Below are 18,077 nucleotides of genomic sequence, written 5' to 3'. Positions count from 1 at the left end.
CTGTAAGAGTGCCGTAAGGCAGAAAGGACACAAACATGAAGTACGATGAAAGAGCTTGCAAATTCAACATGGACACCGGCTGCGTGGAGCTGTTGCTCCGGGATGGGAGAAAAATTTCCATCGACTGCACCGGGGTCGAGGATGCGCTGGATGTGACCATGGCGCAGCAGACGGAGCTGGATTACCTTATTTACAATGACCCACTGGGCTATGCAGATTTGATTCTGAACGGTGATCCAGAGGAATACTTGAAAAACGCATCCGGGAGCCACGGGCTGGAAATCTAACAAACGCCGGACATCACCATTTTTGAGCTGGTGTTGTCCAGCATTTTTTGGAGCCATCCCAATAGTTGCATAAACCTCCGGAGAGGTGTAAAATTGAACCAATCCATAAAAAGTAGAAAATAGACAAAAAGCCTCCCCGTGTAGGATAATAGAACTACACGAGGAGGTTTTGCTATGTCCGGAAAATACGTAAATCGCTATGCCTCGCACGCCTCCCGGAGAGCAGGCAGCAGCTCATCCAGCCGCCCGTCCAGTCCGAAGGACTGCTCTTTGATATTGTCCGCAATGTAGATCTCCCCCAGATTGATGGTCACATAAGTGGCATTTGGCTCGCCGGCCACCAGGCGCATCTTCCATGAATTTTATATATCTTCAAAAGATTTTGAGCAATAGTAGAATCTTTTGAAGAATACTAGTCTCATCTCATTCTTACTGCTTCAAATAGGCCAGCAGGGCTTCCGCCGATGCCTTGGCCCCGCCCAGGCTCCGCATATCCTCGCTGAAGGCGTGGGCCGTCTCCTTATAAGAAGGTTCGGTCAGCAGCTTGACGATAGCTGCTTTCAGTCCCTCGCTGGTGATGGCTTTTTTATCCAGAAAGGCGCAGCCAAGGCCTAGCTTTTTGATTTGGCGGGCGGTGATGGCCTGCTCCTCCATCTGGGGGATGGCAATCATGGGCACGCCATAGTAAATGGCCTCGCCGGTGCCGCCCATGCCGGCGTGGGTGATGAACACCGACGCCTGGGACAGGATATCCAGCTGGGGCACCATCTGACCGACTTCCACGTTGGCGGGGATGTCCTTCAGGCTGGCGGGGTCGATGGAGCCGAGCGCAGCAAAGACGTTGATGTCCAGGTCCCGCACTGCGTCAAACAGGATGGGGTAATACTCGGGCCAGTTGTTGAAGGCAGTGCCAAGGGAGGAATACAGCAGCGGCTTGCCGTTGTCGGGGGCTTTCCAGTGGCCGAAGGCGGTCCGCTTGCCGATCTGTACCCCGGTGAACACGAAACTGTCATCGAAAGTCCCGTAATTGGGAACCAACTTTTTCTGCATCATGACCAGGTTGAAGTCCCCGTGGCCGTCGAAGATCTCCTTGACGGTCAGCAGGCGGCAGCCATATTTTTCGGCATAGGTCTGGGCCAACTGCGCCGCGGCCTTGCGCAGAGGGTGGTCCGGCGGGCAGTTCTCGAACCCGGCGGCTACCGAGTAGCTGTCGTTGGAGGGGTAGCTGGTGTAGAGCATGACGTTGGCAACCTTGAGGTTGTCCGCCGCGATTGTGCCGGCAATGCCCGCAAAGTCGTGGACGACAGCGTCGGGTTTGTCGTTTTTCAGGGTGTCCAGCACAGTGTCGATGTAGGCTCCTGCCTCGTTTAAGAACAGGAAGGGCACCGCGGCGGCCACTCCGCCGTCATCCTCTTTCTTTTCGCCGTCCTCATTATGCTTGTCGTTTTCCGCCATCCAGGAGGGTACGGCGACGAACTTTGCCCCGGTGGGCTCAATGATAGTGCGGAAGGCTTCAGTGGTGAAATAAGTCACTCGAACGCCTTTCTTCACCAGTTCGGTGACGAGGGCCAGGGTAGGATTGATGTGCCCGAAGGCGCCCAGCGATACGAATGCGATATGCATACAAAAACTCCTTTCAAACAACAAAACAGCCATGCAGGCAGCGCAGGACGTTGCCCGCACGGCTGCGGGGAAAATAGGTGATGGCTTATTCTGTCAGGCCGTTGTTGGTGATCACTTTTTGATACCAGTAGAAACTGTCCTTTTTCATCCGGGCGCACTGCTTGGGATCGGTCTCGGTGCGGTCCACGTAGACTAAGCCGTATCGTTTGGCAAAGCCCTGGTGGCTGGACACCACGTCTACAAAGCTCCAGGGGCAATAGCCGAACACCGGCAGTCCTTCGTCAATCATGATGGCCAGCTGTTCGATGTGCTCTTTGAGGTACTCGATGCGGTAGGGATCATGGATCTGGCCGTCCGGGCCCAGTGTTTCGCTATAGGCCATGCCGTTTTCGGTGACGATCATGGGCAGACGGTAGCGATTATAGACCTTGCGCATCCCAATATGCAGGCCCATCGGGTCGATGCCCTTGTCCATCCACTCGGTTTTGCGCAGGTGGGGATTATCACAGATGTCGAAGGCGTCCGACACCCAGAAGGGCGGCTGGTCGTAGTTGACGGGACCCTCCTTGGCTTTGGCGCAAATGCTGAAATAATAGTTGATGCCGATGAAGTCGGGGGTCGAGGCTTTTAGCACGGCTGCATCTTCGGGCAGCGTCTGGGGGTAAAGTCCATGACTCTTTAAGTAGCTGGCCACATAGGGCGGATATTCGCCCCGGACACTCAGGTCGAGCAGGTAGAACTCCATCAGTTCTTCGGCGTTCTCGGCAGCCAGAACATCCTCGCTGCGACTGGACTGGGGATAGACCACCTGGATAGCACACACCGGGCCGATTTGGGCTTCCGGGTCAATCTGCCGCAGCAGCGAAATAGCCCGGTGCTCGGCCAGCGAGACATGATAGCTCATCTGGTAGATGTTCTGCAGGTTCTTCTGCTTGTCCTGCTCAAAGTTGCCGTTCATGATGCCGGCGGCGGTGGCGATGAGCTGTTCGTTCACTGTGACCCACCGCTTGACGCGGCCCTTGAAGTGGGTAAAGCAGACCTCGGCATATTTCAGATAGGCGTCGATCATCTTGCGGTCGAGCCAGCCGCCGAAGGCGTCCACCAGCGCCTGCGGACACTCGAAGTGATAGAGAGTAACGAGCGGTTCAATCCCTTTTTCCAACAGATAGTCGATGAGCCTGTCGTAAAAGGCCAGCCCCTCGGGGTTGGGGGTGCAGGTGGCATCCGGCATGATGCGGCTCCAGGCAAAGCCCATCCGGTAGACCTTCAGGCCCAGCTCGGCCATCAGATCCACGTCCTCTTTCCAGTGGTGGTAATGGTCTGCGGCCACTTTGTTGTCGGCGATGCCGGGGCGGCGTGCCCCCAGATCGGTGGTGGCAACGCCTTTGCCGCCTTCGTTGTAACCGCCCTCTACCTGAAAGGCGCTGGTAGACGCGCCCCAGAGGAAATTGGTGGGGAAAATCATTTGTTTCGTCAAGTCGATAACACCAGCCTTTTTGATTTTATGGTATCACGCAGTCAAACGCTCTCCAAATCTTTTTGGGAAAAGCCAAACAGATAAGTCAGAACAGCTGCCACGATCAGAGAAGCAAAGGAGGCTACCACGCCAACCACAATGTTGGCATTGGTACCACCCACATAGCCCAGCAGAGACAGGAAGTTGGGGGAGGTCATTGCATATCCCTTGAGGTCGAATATGCCGGCGATGGCGCCGCCCACAAAGCCGCCAACGGCCATCGTTACAAAGCAACGAGTAAAGCGGAAGCAGATGCCATACAGAGTGGGTTCGGTGACGCCGCCCAGAATGCCAGAAGCGAAGGCTGCAAAGGAGGTGCTGCGGTCATCCTTATTTTTCAGGCGGAGCGCTGCGCCCAGAGCCACACCGAAGCATGCCCAAGTCGCAAAGTTGCCCGCATTCATGGGGCCGCTGATGATGCCGGTCTCGAAGAAATCGGCCATCATGGGCATCATCAGAGCCAGGTGCATACCGCTCATAACCAGGAACTCCCACAGAGCGGCGATGACAGCCACGCCGAACCAGCCGGTGGTCATGCCAAACCAGGCAAGACCGCCGCTGATGGCATTACCCACAATGGTACCCAGAGGTGCCAGCAGGCAGAGGATAAAGGGCATGGAAATAATCAGGCTGAAGAACGGGGTAAAAACGCTCGTCAGCAGGTCGGGCATGAACTTTTTGACAAGTTTATAAATCAGGCAGAACAGGGGCACCGACAGCATAACAGGCAGAACAGTCTGGGCGTAATTGGTCACGGTAGCAGGGATGCCAAAGACCGTGAACGTTTGACCGTTGGTGGCAAAAGCCGCGAAATCGGGCACCATTAGAACACTGCCGATGAAAGAACCCAGCATACCGTTGACACCCAGCTGTTTGGCGGCATTGTAACCCACCAGAATAGGCATAAAGTAAAACGCCGCATCGTACAAGAAATCAAACAGGATATATAAGTTGCTCTCCAGGGTGTACAGCCCCAACAAGTCGGGGCCAAAGATAGAGTTGACAGCACGGAACAAGCCTCCGGCCAGCAGCACCGGGATCATGGGGGTCATACAGCCTGCCAGATAGCCCATGATATTCTTACCCACCTGCTTGGGGGTCAGCTTCCGTTTGGTGATGGCGGCATCCTGGACGGCAGCAGCATCATCCTTGACGGCGGCGCTGGCGCTGATGCCTGCCAGCTTGCACAGTTCCTCATACACTTTCGGAACATTGGTGCCGATCACGATCTGGTACTGCTGGCCGCCGCGCACAACACCCAGCACACCGGAAATCTTTTTCACCTCATCGTCTTTGGGGAGGCTGTCGTCTTTCAGATACAGGCGCAGGCGTGTCATGCAATGGGTGGCATCCTTGAGATTGGCCGCTCCACCTACCGCCGCCAGAACCTGCTCGGCGATCTTTTTATTGTCTGTCATACTGATTCCTCCTATTTTAAGTCAAATCGTCGTAAGTGACGAGCTGAACATCCTGCTCCGCCAGCCAGGCGCGTACCTCGGGCCGGCAGAGCATAGAAGTTTCTCGTAAACGGGTGGTCGTCATGCTGGAATGGTCCAGCAGATAGGCATCGATATAGCCCGGATGGAAGACCATCAAGTCACACCCGCCCTCGTGAGCATTTGCCACCGCATCCTGTACGCCAGTAAAGGGGTCGGTCTCGTATGCCTTAAAATCTCTAGGCATATAGGCGTACACTTTGGTGTGGCGGAAGGTTACTGCCTCGCCGGGACGGCCCATCGCAAAGTAGGGCAGGCCGTGCCGCTGGGCAACGATTTCCAATCCCTGAAAGAAATTGGCGCTGGCCACTGCGTGTCCCTCAAAATAGCCCGGTTCGCGGCCGGTCAAGGCTTTGAACTGGCGATACTGGGCCTCGATCTCTTCAATCGCCTCGTCCAGCACCACAAAGTCACGGCCTTCTTTGGCGGCCTCTCGGTAGGCGCGGCTGGGTTTGAACTCTCCTTCCGGCGTACAGAGGCTGGGAATGCGAGCGGGGTCAGTCAATGGCCGGCCCACACAAATGTTGGTGTGCTGCCCTAGACAAAGCTGGCGGCCATACAGCAGCCCCAGTCCGTGGACAGCTGCGGGCATATTGGTCATCACCCCCACTGAGCGCACCAGTCCGGCTGCTACCGCCGCCGCAATGCCGCAGTTGATGCCTTCAGAGTAGCCAAGGTCATCAGCACGGATGAGTAATCGTTTCATGGTTTTGTCCTCTACAAAGAAAAAGTTACAGTTTTTGCTTTTGGTTCTTGCTTCATTTGTTTCAATGCCAAGGTTTTCACGACTGGCCAGTCCGATTTCCTCTTTGCACTAAAATTATAACATGATTGGAACTCGATTTGGTTGCAAATATAAGTGCGCCATTTCAGATTGGTAGCGCATGTTTCAATTTCTGAAAAGCGAAAAACTTTTTTATCGTTTTTTGTGCGCTTTGACAAAATAAAAAGGCCGCAGGGCGGTTAACCCTCGCGGCCTTGCTGTATTTTTTGCTATGCTTTACTGGAACGCTTTATCGTATGCCTGCATATAGCCCATGACGATCAGGTCGTTGGCCATGAGGGCTGCATATTTGCCCACGTCGTTGCGGTTGGTGGTGCCGCATTGCAGGATGAAATCGGCGGTGTTCAAATAGGGGCTGGCAAGGTTCTGGGTGATGACCAGAACCTTGCAGCCGCTGGAAATGATTGCGTTACAGATGTCCGGGTAACGAGTCGGGTAGCTGCCGCCCACGCTGCAAATGATGGCAAAGTCGTTTTCGGTCAGGCTGCGGGCGCACTCCAGCTGAGCGGCATAATCCATGAACAGCTCGACATAGCGGCCCATAATCATCATTTTACTTTGGAAGTAGTGGCCGATGTCCCACAAAAAGTGGTGGGAGAAATAGGCCGCCTTGCCGCAGCCGTGCAACACCCGCACAATGTCGGGGATGACTTCGGCGTTTTCAGGCGTAATGGTAGCATAGATGTTGCTGATCAGCGTGTCGCGATAGGAACCGATGGCCATTTCCTGATTGTTGTGCAGCATGGTGTAGAACTGTCGGGAATAGTCGGTCCGCATGGTGAAGTCCTGCTCCAGCCAGGCCTGGAACGCTTTGAAACTGTCCATCCCCAGAAAGCGGCAAAACCGTGAGATGGACGCCTTGGAGGTATAGCACAGGTTCGCGATCTGGCCGAGAGTCATCCCTTTGAGCTGGGGGTAATGCTTGAGCAGAGTCACTGCGATATCATAGTTTGCGTCCCGTTCGGGTGTGGTGCTCACAAAACTGAGCAGCCTGTCTGCCAGAGAACCCATCATTCTTGCTTCGCTCATCGCTGCTGCCTCCCCTCGCTTTCTCAAAGTGTTTTTATTGTATCATATTTGACAGCGAAATGTCAAAGAAGCGTATTGTTTTGAAAGAAAGTCATACCAAAAATAACGGCGGGCAGCCGAACATCTGCCTTTGGTGTACAAGAACAGGTAGTGTTCAAAAAGAACACCACCAGACGGCACTCAAAAGCCTTGCAATAGGACACAAAACATGGTATATATTATACGAAATGTAATGCAGTTACATCCATCCCCATACAGAGCGAAGGGAGGCCCTCCTATGACCGCTGTAATCTACGCCCGCTATTCCAGCGACAATCAGCGCGAAGAATCCGTCGAAGGCCAGATCCGGGAATGCACGGCGTATGCCGAAAAGAATGGCATTATGCAGATTTGATTCTAAACGGCGAGCCGGAAGAATATTTGAAAAATACGGCTGGGAGCCGTGGGTTAGAAGATTAAACACACACTAAAAAACAAGGTGCGCCACCCGGACGCACCCTGCCAAGATCCACAGACGATAGCGATATGTACAACAGGGTGCTCCCCGTCGGAACGCTCTGTTTTTCTTTGCTGGCTTTATCGGGGTAAGGGGAAATGTTTGTGGACTTTTTCTTTTTGTTCAAACGCACACTCCACAATCCGTAGACAGCTTAATGTGATTGTACCTGATACAACATTCCTTTACGAATCTCGTAAGTTTTATCTGCTACGGCATCATAGTAGGCATTGTGACTGATAACGAGAATTAACTTTTTTTCCCGGAGCTTTAACAAGTAATTGATCAGGCGATGTTCAGTTTTTTCGTCAAGGTTGCTTCCGGGTTCATCCAGCAAGATGCAAGAAGAGTTACCCAAAAGGGTACGTGCTAGATAAATCTTTTGCTTTTCGCCCAGAGAAAGATTCTCAGGCTTGATAGTCACCTGCTTGTCAGCGGGAGGCAGCTGAAGAACAGTTTCAAGTTCTTGATACTGTGTATTGGAAATCTTTCGTCCACAAACAATGTTTTCTCGGACTGTACCTGGAAAAATAAAGTTAGGATAGAAAAGATAACTTAGCTCTGATTTGTCGCAGTTAAATCTTCCGTTTTCGTTGAAACGGAGATGCTTTGCGTCCGGGGCAAACACACCAGAGATTATATTGAACAGAGATGACTTGCCGCAGCCATTCTCTCCATGGATTAGCACCAGACCTTTCCCATGGACAGTAAAGTCGTTCACATGGAAAAGCGACTCACTCTCCGATCGCATCAGGTCGATATTATGAGCCTCGATTTTTGGAGGGGCTATAGTTTCTGTATTCTTTTGCTGATCTGGCATGGCAAGAAAGTCTGCCACACGATCGAAGGATGGCTTCTGGCTGATAATCTGGGCATGAAGTTGAGAAATTTCTGACAGAGGATGGAACAGGTAGGCAATGATCTGAATAGAGAATAACAGCTGACCGATGGTCATGTTTTGCAACACCACTTGGTTTCCACCAATGATTAAAATAAGCAGAGGTGCCAATGTGGTGACAAAAAGAGGAAATTCTTGCACGATCAGCAGAAGAAAGTGTTGACGATTGCGAGCATCAAGATATGACTTCAGAGCCTCATGATAGCGGTTCTGCATATAATTTTCGACCTTGTTTAGAGTAATGCTGACCTTGCCGTTGAGAATCACATCAAATTCCTGAAACCATAAATCTCCAGCTTCCCTCTCCTTGGCTACGAGTCTTTCCAGTTTGCTTTTGTTAAGAAAACTGGGAACCATATAGAGCGGAATCAAAATGATTGCCGTCAATGCAACAGATGGGCTGGCATAGAAAAGCAGAAGTCCAATGATGATCATTACTTTAACTAAGTTTGCAGGTACTGTGACCAAATAGCTACTTACAGTATATATCGCACTGACATCGTTCGCCATATTTTGAATACGGGCTTTGTTCTGGCTCTCATAGGCAGGGATACTGCTACTCAAAATCTTTTGCGCCAGATGTTGGCGGTAATTACCCGCCATGCGATCTGCATTCATCTGAGAATTATAGTTGACGAAATAAAACTGGTAAGAATGAATCAAAAAAACACAAACAATAATTCCACAAATCCACGAGAGTGGCATATGAGTGCCTGAGGTGATCCAGACATCGGTAAGATACAGAGTCAGGCCAGCAGGCAACAAGGCAAGCAAAAAGCCCACCAAGTCAAAAATGATTCGCGTAACCAGCTGAGACCAAGTAATGTAGATTCCACGTTTTTCAAGATATTGTTTCATTTGAAGTCTCCTCTCCCTGACTTTGTATGTTAAGCCGTGAGTTTTGTGGTGTCTACATCTTATCACAGTAAAAACCGGTTGACCATATCGTCTGGTGTAATAAATAATTTTATAAGACGACAAGTCAACGAGAGAAGTGCTTGTGTGATGGCATAAGGCGTACTATAATAATGATAATATTGATTATTTGAGGTACGGAAGAATGCAGAACTATAGGCTTGGTGATTATATCCGCCAGCGACGGCAGGAGTTGAATTTGACGCAGGAGCAAGTCTGTGCAGGCATTTGCGAGCCTGTTACTCTCTCCAGATTTGAAAATGGAAGGCAGACCCCCAGTCGTACAAGGATCAATGCTATTCTACAACGCCTTGGCTTGCCAGATGATCGGTATTATGCACTTGTAACACCAGAGGAGCTGGAAATTGAGGCATTGGAAAAGGAAATCGTGGCATGCAATGCGCTGAAACACGTTCATGAAGGCTTTGATAAAATCAATCAGCTTGAAAAAATTGTAAAGCCGGATGATCAAATTACACAGCAATTTATTCTCCGATCAAAGGTTCTTCTTGGTGGGCTGGATAAAAGGTATTCAAGTGACGAACGAATCCAAATGCTGATGCAAGCGATTCAAATGACGATACCAAATTTTCGACTGAGTAAAATTGAAGACTATCTTTACACGTTGGACGAAATGAAGCTAGTCAATCAAATTGGAAATGCTTATTCCTTGGCGGGTGATAATGAAAAAGCAGCCGATATTTTTTATCGGTTGCTTCAGTATATGAGACGCCATCTCCAAGAAATGGTCACATCAAACAGGATGTTTCCTTTGGTTCTCTACAATTTTGCCAGATCTCTGGACTTGTTGGAAAGATATGAAGAAAGCGCAAGAGTTGCAAGAAATGGAAAAGAAGCTTGCATTAAATATGGACATTATCAAGTACTTCACTCTTGTCTGGAAATCGAAGCTGAGTGTGATTTCTTCCTTGGCAAAAAAGAAGAGAGTGCAGAGCGATATCGTGAGGCCTTTTACATTTGCAAAGTTATGGGATACGAGGATGACTTGCAGATTATTCGTAATGAGGCCCAAAAATATCTGGACATTATTTTCTAAATGTTAAGTAATATCGTCCTGTGGTGTAGCGGCATCTGCTGGTGTAGTGGGATCACTGTTTGCTCCGAACGAAGTTCCTGCCCCTGTTTGTGCAGCGGCGTTAACGGAAAGTCGGTATCACGTCCGGTTGGCTCATGAAATTTTCAAGGTACAACTCCCGTAAAGAAAAATACCACCCTGCAAGACGGGCGAAAAATTTTGTCGGGTGAATCGGCGGCAAAATGAATCGGGTGTGTTGCGGAGCGGTAAATCTTTCAGGGAAAATCCACGGTGAGGCAGCGTTCAAAATGAACACGACCACATCTTGTAGAGGGTTTCAAACCAATCCACAAAATCAGTGAGATTTGTGACAGAGAATATCATGTTTCGCAAGGTGCGTCAAGATGATTTTGAAAAATTTATGACGGTAAAGCATAAGAAGTCTTACTATTTTGCTCAAATTGAAGTCTACTTGATTTTTTTTATTGAAGAAATGTCCGTTTTATGCTGCTGCATCTGTAACAGCCTGACGATAAGCACTTGCAGCGTTGTTATTTTATTCAACTGGCTGGGGGATAGTCCTCTGCACCGGGCGAAGTATTCCTCAGTACGTTTTCCACCGCGCACAGAGCAATCTTGGCAAGATTCAGCGTGGTATGGGGATTCATGGCGGTATGCCTCCGTCTATTTTTCTGTGGATAGAATACCACATAAACAAAAAGAGAACGGACGGCCGTTTTGGTTTACGAATTGAGCGCCTGCCACAACGCATCTGAAGCATCAAATACCGCCACACTGTACCCGGCAAAGCGGCGCTGAACATCCACAGTCTGACTTCCGTCGGCGGCAGTATTGTAGCTGCCCAGTTCCAGCGCGGAAAGGGCGGGCAGATCGCTCCACGGCATGAGTTTTGTCTGCCAGTCGGCGCCCAGCTTTTCGCTCAGCGCCCCATAAGCCTGCTCAAAGCCCTCTGGGTCTTCGAGGATCCAGATTTTGCTCTCGCCGTTGGCAAGGTCGGTGTTCAGTTGGGTAGCACCTGCCATCTGGCCGTTCATGTCGGTCAGGGAGGCGTTGGCGCTCCAAGTGTAATTGTTCACCTGCACCACCACAGCACCATCACCGTTGGCATCCTCCGCATAGTCTGCCAGTGCAGTCTGCAGGCGCTGTACAGCCTCGTCCGGCAGAGCATCTGCCGTGACCACCGCCACGGTGTAGTCTGGGTCTACGGAGGTCAGCAGACCGTGCGCTACATACACCACGCCCACAATGACCAGCGCAGCCACCGCCACGATGCCCCAGTTGTAGTACCACCAGTTGGCGCGGGCTTTTTTCTTTTGCTCCTGCGCGGTCAGGGGCTTATCGGGCGCTGCCGGGCGTGGAATGGTGCGCACCGGTACGCCGTACTCTTGCCGCAAGACCGGGAACAGGGTCTGCATGGCCGCCAGCCCCGGCAGCCAGAAGCCGAACAGCACCGCCCAGAACACACTGACCGGGAACAGCAAGATCATGCCGCCGATGCCCGCCAGCATGATAACGCCTGCCAATACGCAGCGCACCGGGGCAACGACCAGCATCCTGCCCGCCCGGCGCATCAGGCTGTCCGGGGTGCGGGGCTGCAGCGGCAGTACGGCGGCGCACAGAGTGCCGAAAACCGCCAGCACCAGAAAGTCCAGTGCCAGAAATACCAGCACCGCAAGGCCGGGGTAGTAGTCCTGCTGTGCGGCAGCCTCAAACAGAAAAGCAGAGACAAAGCAGAGCAGCCCCAGCAACAATGTGCCGACAGCACCCACGGCACAGGCAGATTTCCAGTGGGCTGCAATGCTCTGCTTTGCGCGGGGAAGCCACTGCGACGGGTCGTTCTGCAGGCTGCGCAGGGCACAGTCGGCAAGCAACACCATGGCAGGGCCGACCAGCAGGCCGGTCGCTGCGCTCAGCACAACGGTCAAGGGCAGGGAGAACAGCGTCACGCCCAGCGAGACGCCCAGCGCAGCGGGCAGGCAGAGCACGCAGACCATCAGGTTCGTGCCCAGCAGCTGGCCGAGGTCGCGGCCGACCATCTGGCAAAAGCGTGCAAAGCCTTTTTTCTCCGGCTCGTTTGGGCCTACGCCGTGGCCGTCCCGCCCATAAAGGGCATTGTAGATGCTCATTTTACTTCACCTCGGTGCCAAAGGCTTCGATTTGGGTCAGCGCCGGGAAGGGGGAAGTCCCCTCGGCCTGAATCAGATCCTTCAGCACAAGGCTGCGCACCCGCTTGGGTTCAAAGGTCACACTCTGAGGCTTGGCGCTTTTTACCAGCGGAATGTCCAGTTGGCTGCCGTCGGAAAACTCCACCGTGGCCTTTACCCAGTAGTTGTCGTGGGGAAAATCTGCCCGCTCGGTGATGCGCAGTTCATCCAGCAATACCTCCCGGCCAAAATCCAGCGTCAGGGCAGCGTTCGGGTCGCGGTTGATGCCCCAACTCTGATAGGGGTACTCGCCGTGGGCACTGTTCTCAAAAATGCCGTCGATGGCGTTGCGGGCGGCAAACACCGCCTCGCCGCGGGTTTCCACGTTGGCGCTGGCGTGGGGATAAAAACCGGTGTCGCCGTGTTCATCGTAGCAGTTAAAGGCCAAGTTTCGCCGGGCGGCGATTTCCTCCGGCAGTGCAAGGCGTGCGCGGATGACATGACGGCTGCCCACAAAGCTCTTGGGGGAGTAGGTGATGGCCTGCTCCCCGAATGGAATGTGGAAATTGATCTCCCGCTTGACCACATACACAAGGGCTTCGGGCATGGTGTCCTCGAACTGGATAACGCAGTACTGGCCGGGATGGTCGATCTCCAGCGCCACCCGGTCGCCGGGATGGTATTCGTTGGTGTAGACAAGGGATACGGCGGTGTCGGCGTCACAGGTCATCAGGGTGTGACCCGCTTCGTCCAGAATTTTCAGCTTGATGGTTTCCATAGCGGTTCTCCTTAATACAGTTCAAGGTTCAGTATTTTTTGGAAATGCAGGGTGATCTTATAGATCGTTTCCGGCCATGCGGTGCGCAGACGCGGGTCGGTGATGGGCACCGGCGTAACAGCAGCCGTTGCGGCGTCCGGGTCAAAGCGGATGCCGCCCAGCGTGCCTACCGCAAAGCCATCCGCTGTGGGTACGGGTTTCTGCTCGGTGAGCAGGGTCAGCTCCACCGTGCCGGGATAGTCCGTTTCATCCCGCAGGGTGATGCCCTGTTCACTGACCGATACGCAGCGGTGGTAGGTGGTAAGCCCTGGTATAGGCGGGTACGCGCCCGCCAGTTCGCCGGTGATGCTGTTTTTATCGGTGCACACCTCCCGGGCAGCGTATTCCGCGCCGGGCAGCTGCTGCACGCCGTCAAAGGTAGGCAGATTGTGCCATGCGCTCTGCATGGTCCAGATCTCATACCGCTGGGGGCTGAAGGTCTTTTGGGTGTAGCTCTCCACTCCGATATCGATCAGGAACGGTTTGCTGTCCTTGTATACCGTGATACTGCCGGTATCGTTGTGGTTGTGGCTGTCGCCGTTAGAACCAAACTTTGCACCCAGCACCCAGCTGCCCTGCCGTGCGGCGTAAATGCCCACACTGGGGTACCACACCGCAGACGGGTGCCGGGGGACTGCGGCGCATTCCATCAGTTCCTGCTCTGCAAAGGCGGTGGTCAGACGGTACCACAGGTTGATGTGGGTGCTGCCGTCCGGGTTCTGCAAATGGTCGGGGTCGGCATCGGCACGGAAGTCTGCCGCCGCAAGGGCTTGCAGGACATCGCTGCCCACAGCTTGCCCAAAGCGGTATTCCCGCGCACCGCACCGCCCGGCAAGGGGGCTGCAATCGCCAAAGTTCAGGTAATAAGGCCCTTCTACATGGACGTTGCAGATGTACTCCGCAATGTTTTTGATTTTTGGCGCATGGAACAGAGGGGAGAAGGCCTCCGGTGCCACGGTGGACAAAATATCCAGACAGCCCCAGAGGGTCAGCCCGGCGTGGCGGTAATACTGGGCTCCTTCGTTGCAGCAGCCGTCCGTGCCATAGTCCTTCAAAAAGCAATCCAGACTGTATGCAGCCTGTTTGACAGCGGCTTTCCGCTCGGACTGTGTGGTGGGCAGCAGAAAGACTGTGAGCAGAACATTCTGGGTGCACCAGCTCGTCCAGTTGCACATAGGCTCCGCGCCGTTGCCCATCCACCAGAAGTGGCTTGTAAAATAGGGCGTCAGGATGCGGGTGTTCAGCTCCCGCTCCATCCGCACCGTGATGCCCGGCGCGGCGGTGTCCAGCTCGTCCGGCAGTAGGTACCGGGTCAGCGCCAGCAGGGCCCCGGTCTCGGCGGCAAACAGATCTACGATGGGGCGGGTGGTGTCCGGCAGGGGCAGCTGCGGCGTGTCCCGGATGTAGCTGTTGTGGGCGGGCAGCTGCCATGCGCTTTCCTCGCAGATCGCCCATACGGTATCTGCAATGACATCCAGAAAGCGACCGGTGTGTTCCACGCACTCGGCGCATACCAGCGCGCACAGCCGTGCCCGGCGGGAGAAATAAGCCGTCTCCCATGGGGTGCGCCGCCCAGTGTGGGTGAAATCCAGCCAGAGCGAGAGCGGCAGGGGCGCAATGGCCGCAGCCAGCGCAGCTTCGCCTGCCTTCAAAAAGCGGTCTTTGACCCGCTGGGGTAGGGCATTCCATACCGTGCGCTCTCTGGCAGGCGGAAAGGGATGAGAGTCGGGCAGACTGTCCGGAAGAAAAGAAAGTTGTTCAGATATCATAATGCCTCCTGACGATTTACTACAAGGCCCTGCCGCTCATCGTTTGGCGAGCCCAACTCAGTTGGATGATTTCTGCCCGGCCTGCCAAGGGCTCCCCTATCAGGGGAGCTGGCACGCGAAGCGTGACTGAGAGGTTTACAAGCTTTGCTGGTATTCCCGCGGGCTGAGTCCCGTGACCTTTTTGAACACCTTGGAGAAATAGAACGAGCTCTCATAGCCCAGTTTCTCCGCGATCTCGTACACCTTCAGGTTGCTCTGTTCCAGCATCTCCTTGGCGGCGGCAATGCGGGTCTCGGTGATATACTCCACAAAGCCGCTGTCGCCGTATTTGCCAAACAGCTGGCTGAGGTAGTTGGGCGAAAAATTGAACACCGCCGCCACATCGGCCAGCGTTAGTTTTTCCGAAAGGTGATTTTTGATATACTCCTGTACCTGTGCCACCACCTGCATCTTTCCAGCCGTAGCATCGCCGTCACCGGCCTCCACAAACTGGATGGGATTTTCAGCGGTCAAGATGGGCTGCAGGTGGGCATTTTCACGGCAGCGGCGGGCAAGGCCCAGCAGGGAATTGGTGGGCCGCCCCACAGCCCAGAGCAGCCGGACCGTGAAGTAGTTGTACAAGATCTGGCTGGCCCGTTCCAGCAGGGGGCGCAGCACCGCCCGGTAGTTCTGGCATTGGGCATTGGTCAGGCAGAACAGCACATTGCAGCGCATGGCATCGGCTCCGGTCACATAGCAGGGCAGATAATTTTGCAGGGTGGTTTCCAGCATCCGTGCACAGGAAAAGCTCAGTTTCAGCTGCTGTGCGGGCGCAAGCTCGGTGTTGGCGCACAATTCGCAGGAAGCTACCAGATAGCTGTCGCTTTTCAGGTCAAGATCCAGGTGCCGCAGCGGCTGTTCCAGCTCACTCTCCTCCTGAAACAGCCCGGCGTACAGCCGCACAAAAAAGCGTTCCTGATAGGTGCGCACGCTCTCGGCAAGGTTTTCCTGCACCGGCAGCTCCCCAAGCAGCGCCCGCTCCTTTTTGACGCGTTCTGCGGCGCGGGCCAGCGCGGTCTGCAGATTTTCCGGGGTCAGGTCCAGCTTAACAAGGTAATCCACCACCCCGGCCCCCATGGCCTGTTTGATGTAATCGAATTCCTCAAAGCTGGTCAGCATAATAAAAGCGGGCAGCGGCCCCCGTTCCCGGCAGGTGCGGGCAAGGGTAAGGCCATCCATCAGGGGCATTTTTACGTCTGCCACCACGATATCCGGCTTTTCGCGCTCGATCATTTCCAGCGCCAGCTTGCCGTTGCGGGCAGTGCCGCAGACAGTATAGCCCAGCTTTTCCCATTCCAGCATTCCCTGCAGGCCAATGAGGACCAGCGGCTCATCATCCACAAGTAAGATCCGCAGCATGATCGTTTCCTTTCCTCTGATAGGGCAGTCGGATGGTCACCTCAGTCCCGATGCCCTCCTCGCTTTCAATGGTCAGGCCGTAAGCTTCACCGAACGAATACTGGATGCGGCGGTTCACGTTCCACAATCCAACATGGCGGAACTTTTCGGCCTTTTCTTTTTCCCCGGCGGGTGCGTCCAGCAGATGCGCCACCTGCTCCGGCGGCATCCCGATGCCGTCGTCGGTCAGCCGCAGCAGCACATCCCCCGTGGCCGGATCGATGGAAATATCCAGCAGGACGCTGCCGTGGCCGCCCTTTGGCTCCAGACCGTGGAAAATGGCGTTCTCCACCAGCGGCTGCAGCGTAAAGCGGGGGATCATGCAGTCCCGGCAAAGCCGCTCGTCCTCGATCCGGGAAACCTCGATCTCCAGATCGCCGCCATAGCGGTACTGCTGGATGGTAAAGTAATCGTTGAGCAGAGCCAGCTCCTCCTGCAGGGGCACCAGCTTCTGCGTTTCCTTGGAGATGCTTTTGGTCAGCCGGGCAAAGGCGGTGACCATTTCAGCGATGCCGGGCGCATACTGGATGGTGGCCATCCAGCGGATGCTGTTCAGGGTATTGTAGATAAAGTGGGGGTTGACCTCGCTTTGGAGCATCCGGTATTCCAGCTCCTGTTTTTTGCGCTCGTCCTCCACCCGGCGGTTCATCAGGCCGTCCACATCGGCGGCCAGCTTGTTGATGCCTCGGCCAATGTCGCCCAGCTCATTGGGCCACTCTACGGCAGGGTCGGCAGTAAAGTCGCCGCCGCCCACAGCTTCGATCCGCTTCTGCAGGGCCTCCACCGGGCGGGTAATGGCCCATTCCAGCCAATGCTGCATCAAAAAGCTCAGTCCCCACACGATGGCAAGCCCCAGTCCCAGCAGCCACAGATAGACACGGCGCTGCTGTAAAAAGGTGCTTTCGGGCATCACCTGGATCAGCGCTGCACCCCGGCCCTCCAGAACGACCTTGATTGCAAAATAACTGCTGCCGCCCTTCCGGAAGCGCCCCTGCCATGCGGACTGCTTCCAGGTGCGGTTCTCCACCGTGGAGCGCAGTGTGTAGGAAACATCAGAAAAGGCAGTTTCCACCTGTGTCAGGCGGCCATCCTCGATCTGCCAAAGCTGATTGCCCATTTCCCAATAGAGTGCGCTGCCCTCGCTCGTGGTATAGCCCGCTGCGGGATCGGTGATGACCGATGGATCCAACGCAAGGTAGGCTGTGCCGCGGTGCATCGGGCCATGGCCGGAACGGATGGGCCTGCTGATGGCAAGGCAGGCCGGGTGAGAGATCATCAGCGGGTCGGTGGTGAACCGCATCCCGTATCCCTGCTGCAAAAACAGGGATACGCTGCTCTGGTTCAGGGCCGAAGAGCTGTTCAGCGGGCCGAACTGCAGGTGCCGGTCGTTTTCGTTGCTCATAAAGAACCGGATGACCTTGGGGTACAGCGGGTTGGAATAATACTTTTCCTGCGCCGCCTTGTAAGCTGCAATGGTCTGGGGGCCGTTGACCTCTTCCTGTGAAAGATAGCGGCGCACGGTGTCGTTGATGGAGGCCCAGTTCAAAAGAGCATCCGCATCGTTCAGGCTTGTCTCGATGCTGGTGGCCACCAGCCGCAGGTTGAACTCTGCCGCCTGCAGGGTGTTTGTACGGACATATTGGTTGGAAAGAAAAAACAGTGCCGCGCAGACAGCAAGGGAGGTCAGCACTGTAAAAACGCGCGTGCTCCACACGATCTGCCGCCGCAGTGAAAAGCGGTGCCCGGGGCGATCCATACGCATTCTCCTTTCCCTTTCATTGGACAGCTTCCAATTTATACAGTACTGAT

Annotated in this window: 14 protein-coding genes and 1 pseudogene; 3 read left to right on the top strand and 12 right to left on the bottom strand. The window is 54.3% G+C overall.

All coding sequences use genetic code 11. The features are described from left to right. The first annotated feature begins 35 nt into the window (after window positions 1-35). Window positions 36-287, top strand: a complete 252-nt coding sequence (locus DWY95_RS13265) for a DUF6061 family protein (protein WP_118553859.1) — start codon at window positions 36-38, stop codon at window positions 285-287. 197 nt (window positions 288-484) lie between these two features. Here the strand turns inward: DWY95_RS13265 and DWY95_RS13260 are convergent, their stop codons facing one another. The 6 genes from DWY95_RS13260 to DWY95_RS13235 form a co-directional block, all read right to left on the bottom strand. Then, window positions 485-628 (bottom strand): hypothetical protein, encoded by a 144-nt coding sequence (locus DWY95_RS13260; protein ID WP_243082775.1) that lies wholly within the window; start codon window positions 626-628, stop codon window positions 485-487. An 88-nt stretch (window positions 629-716) separates the two neighbouring features. After that, on the bottom strand, window positions 717-1,910 hold the full coding sequence (locus DWY95_RS13255) for a macrolide family glycosyltransferase (protein WP_158577566.1): 1,194 nt from the start codon (window positions 1,908-1,910) through the stop codon (window positions 717-719). Window positions 1,911-1,995: 85 nt separating this feature from the next. Then, window positions 1,996-3,387 (bottom strand): glycoside hydrolase family 1 protein, encoded by a 1,392-nt coding sequence (locus DWY95_RS13250; RefSeq protein ID WP_243082773.1) that lies wholly within the window; start codon window positions 3,385-3,387, stop codon window positions 1,996-1,998. 41 nt (window positions 3,388-3,428) lie between these two features. Beyond that, entirely contained in the window at window positions 3,429-4,844 is a 1,416-nt protein-coding gene (locus tag DWY95_RS13245) for a PTS transporter subunit EIIC (protein ID WP_118553856.1), read from the bottom strand. 16 nt (window positions 4,845-4,860) lie between these two features. Further along, window positions 4,861-5,628, bottom strand: coding sequence for a ChbG/HpnK family deacetylase (locus DWY95_RS13240; protein WP_118553855.1), 768 nt, complete (start codon window positions 5,626-5,628; stop codon window positions 4,861-4,863). 294 nt (window positions 5,629-5,922) lie between these two features. Further along, window positions 5,923-6,735 carry a MurR/RpiR family transcriptional regulator gene (locus tag DWY95_RS13235; RefSeq protein WP_118553854.1) on the bottom strand — a complete coding sequence of 271 codons (813 nt, stop codon included), beginning with the start codon at window positions 6,733-6,735 and terminating at the stop codon, window positions 5,923-5,925. Window positions 6,736-7,012: 277 nt separating this feature from the next. Between DWY95_RS13235 and DWY95_RS13230 the strand changes: the two are divergent. Then, window positions 7,013-7,117, top strand: a pseudogene (locus DWY95_RS13230) (recombinase family protein); the annotation flags it as partial. A gap of 268 nt (window positions 7,118-7,385) precedes the next feature. On the opposite strand, the gene DWY95_RS13220 reads toward DWY95_RS13230, so the two are convergent. Further along, window positions 7,386-8,987, bottom strand: a complete 1,602-nt coding sequence (locus tag DWY95_RS13220) for an ATP-binding cassette domain-containing protein (RefSeq protein WP_118553853.1) — start codon at window positions 8,985-8,987, stop codon at window positions 7,386-7,388. Window positions 8,988-9,189: 202 nt separating this feature from the next. Here DWY95_RS13220 and DWY95_RS13215 point away from each other — a divergent pair, with 202 nt between their 5' ends. Continuing rightward, on the top strand, window positions 9,190-10,101 hold the full coding sequence (locus DWY95_RS13215) for a helix-turn-helix transcriptional regulator (protein WP_118553852.1): 912 nt from the start codon (window positions 9,190-9,192) through the stop codon (window positions 10,099-10,101). Between the two features lie 722 nt (window positions 10,102-10,823). Here DWY95_RS13215 and DWY95_RS13205 read toward each other — a convergent pair. The 5 genes from DWY95_RS13205 to DWY95_RS13185 form a co-directional block, all read right to left on the bottom strand. Further along, entirely contained in the window at window positions 10,824-12,227 is a 1,404-nt protein-coding gene (locus DWY95_RS13205) for a hypothetical protein (RefSeq protein ID WP_118553850.1), read from the bottom strand. Between the two features lies 1 nt (window position 12,228). Next, window positions 12,229-13,023, bottom strand: coding sequence for a carbohydrate-binding protein (locus DWY95_RS13200; RefSeq protein ID WP_118553849.1), 795 nt, complete (start codon window positions 13,021-13,023; stop codon window positions 12,229-12,231). 11 nt (window positions 13,024-13,034) lie between these two features. Beyond that, window positions 13,035-14,831, bottom strand: a complete 1,797-nt coding sequence (locus tag DWY95_RS13195) for a heparinase II/III family protein (RefSeq protein WP_118553848.1) — start codon at window positions 14,829-14,831, stop codon at window positions 13,035-13,037. Between the two features lie 135 nt (window positions 14,832-14,966). Continuing rightward, the gene (locus DWY95_RS13190) at window positions 14,967-16,229 is read right to left on the bottom strand and encodes a response regulator (protein WP_118553847.1); all 1,263 of its coding nucleotides are present in this window, start codon (window positions 16,227-16,229) and stop codon (window positions 14,967-14,969) included. Continuing rightward, complete coding sequence (locus DWY95_RS13185; RefSeq protein WP_118553846.1) at window positions 16,204-18,024, bottom strand: sensor histidine kinase; 1,821 nt, start codon at window positions 18,022-18,024, stop codon at window positions 16,204-16,206. The genes DWY95_RS13190 and DWY95_RS13185 overlap by 26 nt, the downstream gene beginning before the upstream one ends. Window positions 18,025-18,077 lie beyond the last annotated feature (53 nt).

Source organism: Faecalibacterium sp. AF28-13AC, assembly GCF_003478405.1.
GTDB classification, from domain to species: domain Bacteria; phylum Bacillota; class Clostridia; order Oscillospirales; family Ruminococcaceae; genus Faecalibacterium; species Faecalibacterium prausnitzii_E.
This window is presented reverse-complemented; position numbering and strand designations above follow the sequence as displayed.

Coding starts and splice junctions, on each gene's coding strand:
- DWY95_RS13265 (WP_118553859.1), top strand. CDS start 36: ATGAAGTACGATGAAAGAGCTTGCAAATTCAACATGGACACCGGCTGC.
- DWY95_RS13255 (WP_158577566.1), bottom strand. CDS start 1,910: ATGCATATCGCATTCGTATCGCTGGGCGCCTTCGGGCACATCAATCCT.
- DWY95_RS13245 (WP_118553856.1), bottom strand. CDS start 4,844: ATGACAGACAATAAAAAGATCGCCGAGCAGGTTCTGGCGGCGGTAGGT.
- DWY95_RS13240 (WP_118553855.1), bottom strand. CDS start 5,628: ATGAAACGATTACTCATCCGTGCTGATGACCTTGGCTACTCTGAAGGC.
- DWY95_RS13235 (WP_118553854.1), bottom strand. CDS start 6,735: ATGAGCGAAGCAAGAATGATGGGTTCTCTGGCAGACAGGCTGCTCAGT.
- DWY95_RS13220 (WP_118553853.1), bottom strand. CDS start 8,987: ATGAAACAATATCTTGAAAAACGTGGAATCTACATTACTTGGTCTCAG.
- DWY95_RS13215 (WP_118553852.1), top strand. CDS start 9,190: ATGCAGAACTATAGGCTTGGTGATTATATCCGCCAGCGACGGCAGGAG.
- DWY95_RS13205 (WP_118553850.1), bottom strand. CDS start 12,227: ATGAGCATCTACAATGCCCTTTATGGGCGGGACGGCCACGGCGTAGGC.
- DWY95_RS13200 (WP_118553849.1), bottom strand. CDS start 13,023: ATGGAAACCATCAAGCTGAAAATTCTGGACGAAGCGGGTCACACCCTG.
- DWY95_RS13195 (WP_118553848.1), bottom strand. CDS start 14,831: ATGATATCTGAACAACTTTCTTTTCTTCCGGACAGTCTGCCCGACTCT.
- DWY95_RS13190 (WP_118553847.1), bottom strand. CDS start 16,229: ATGCTGCGGATCTTACTTGTGGATGATGAGCCGCTGGTCCTCATTGGC.
- DWY95_RS13185 (WP_118553846.1), bottom strand. CDS start 18,024: ATGGATCGCCCCGGGCACCGCTTTTCACTGCGGCGGCAGATCGTGTGG.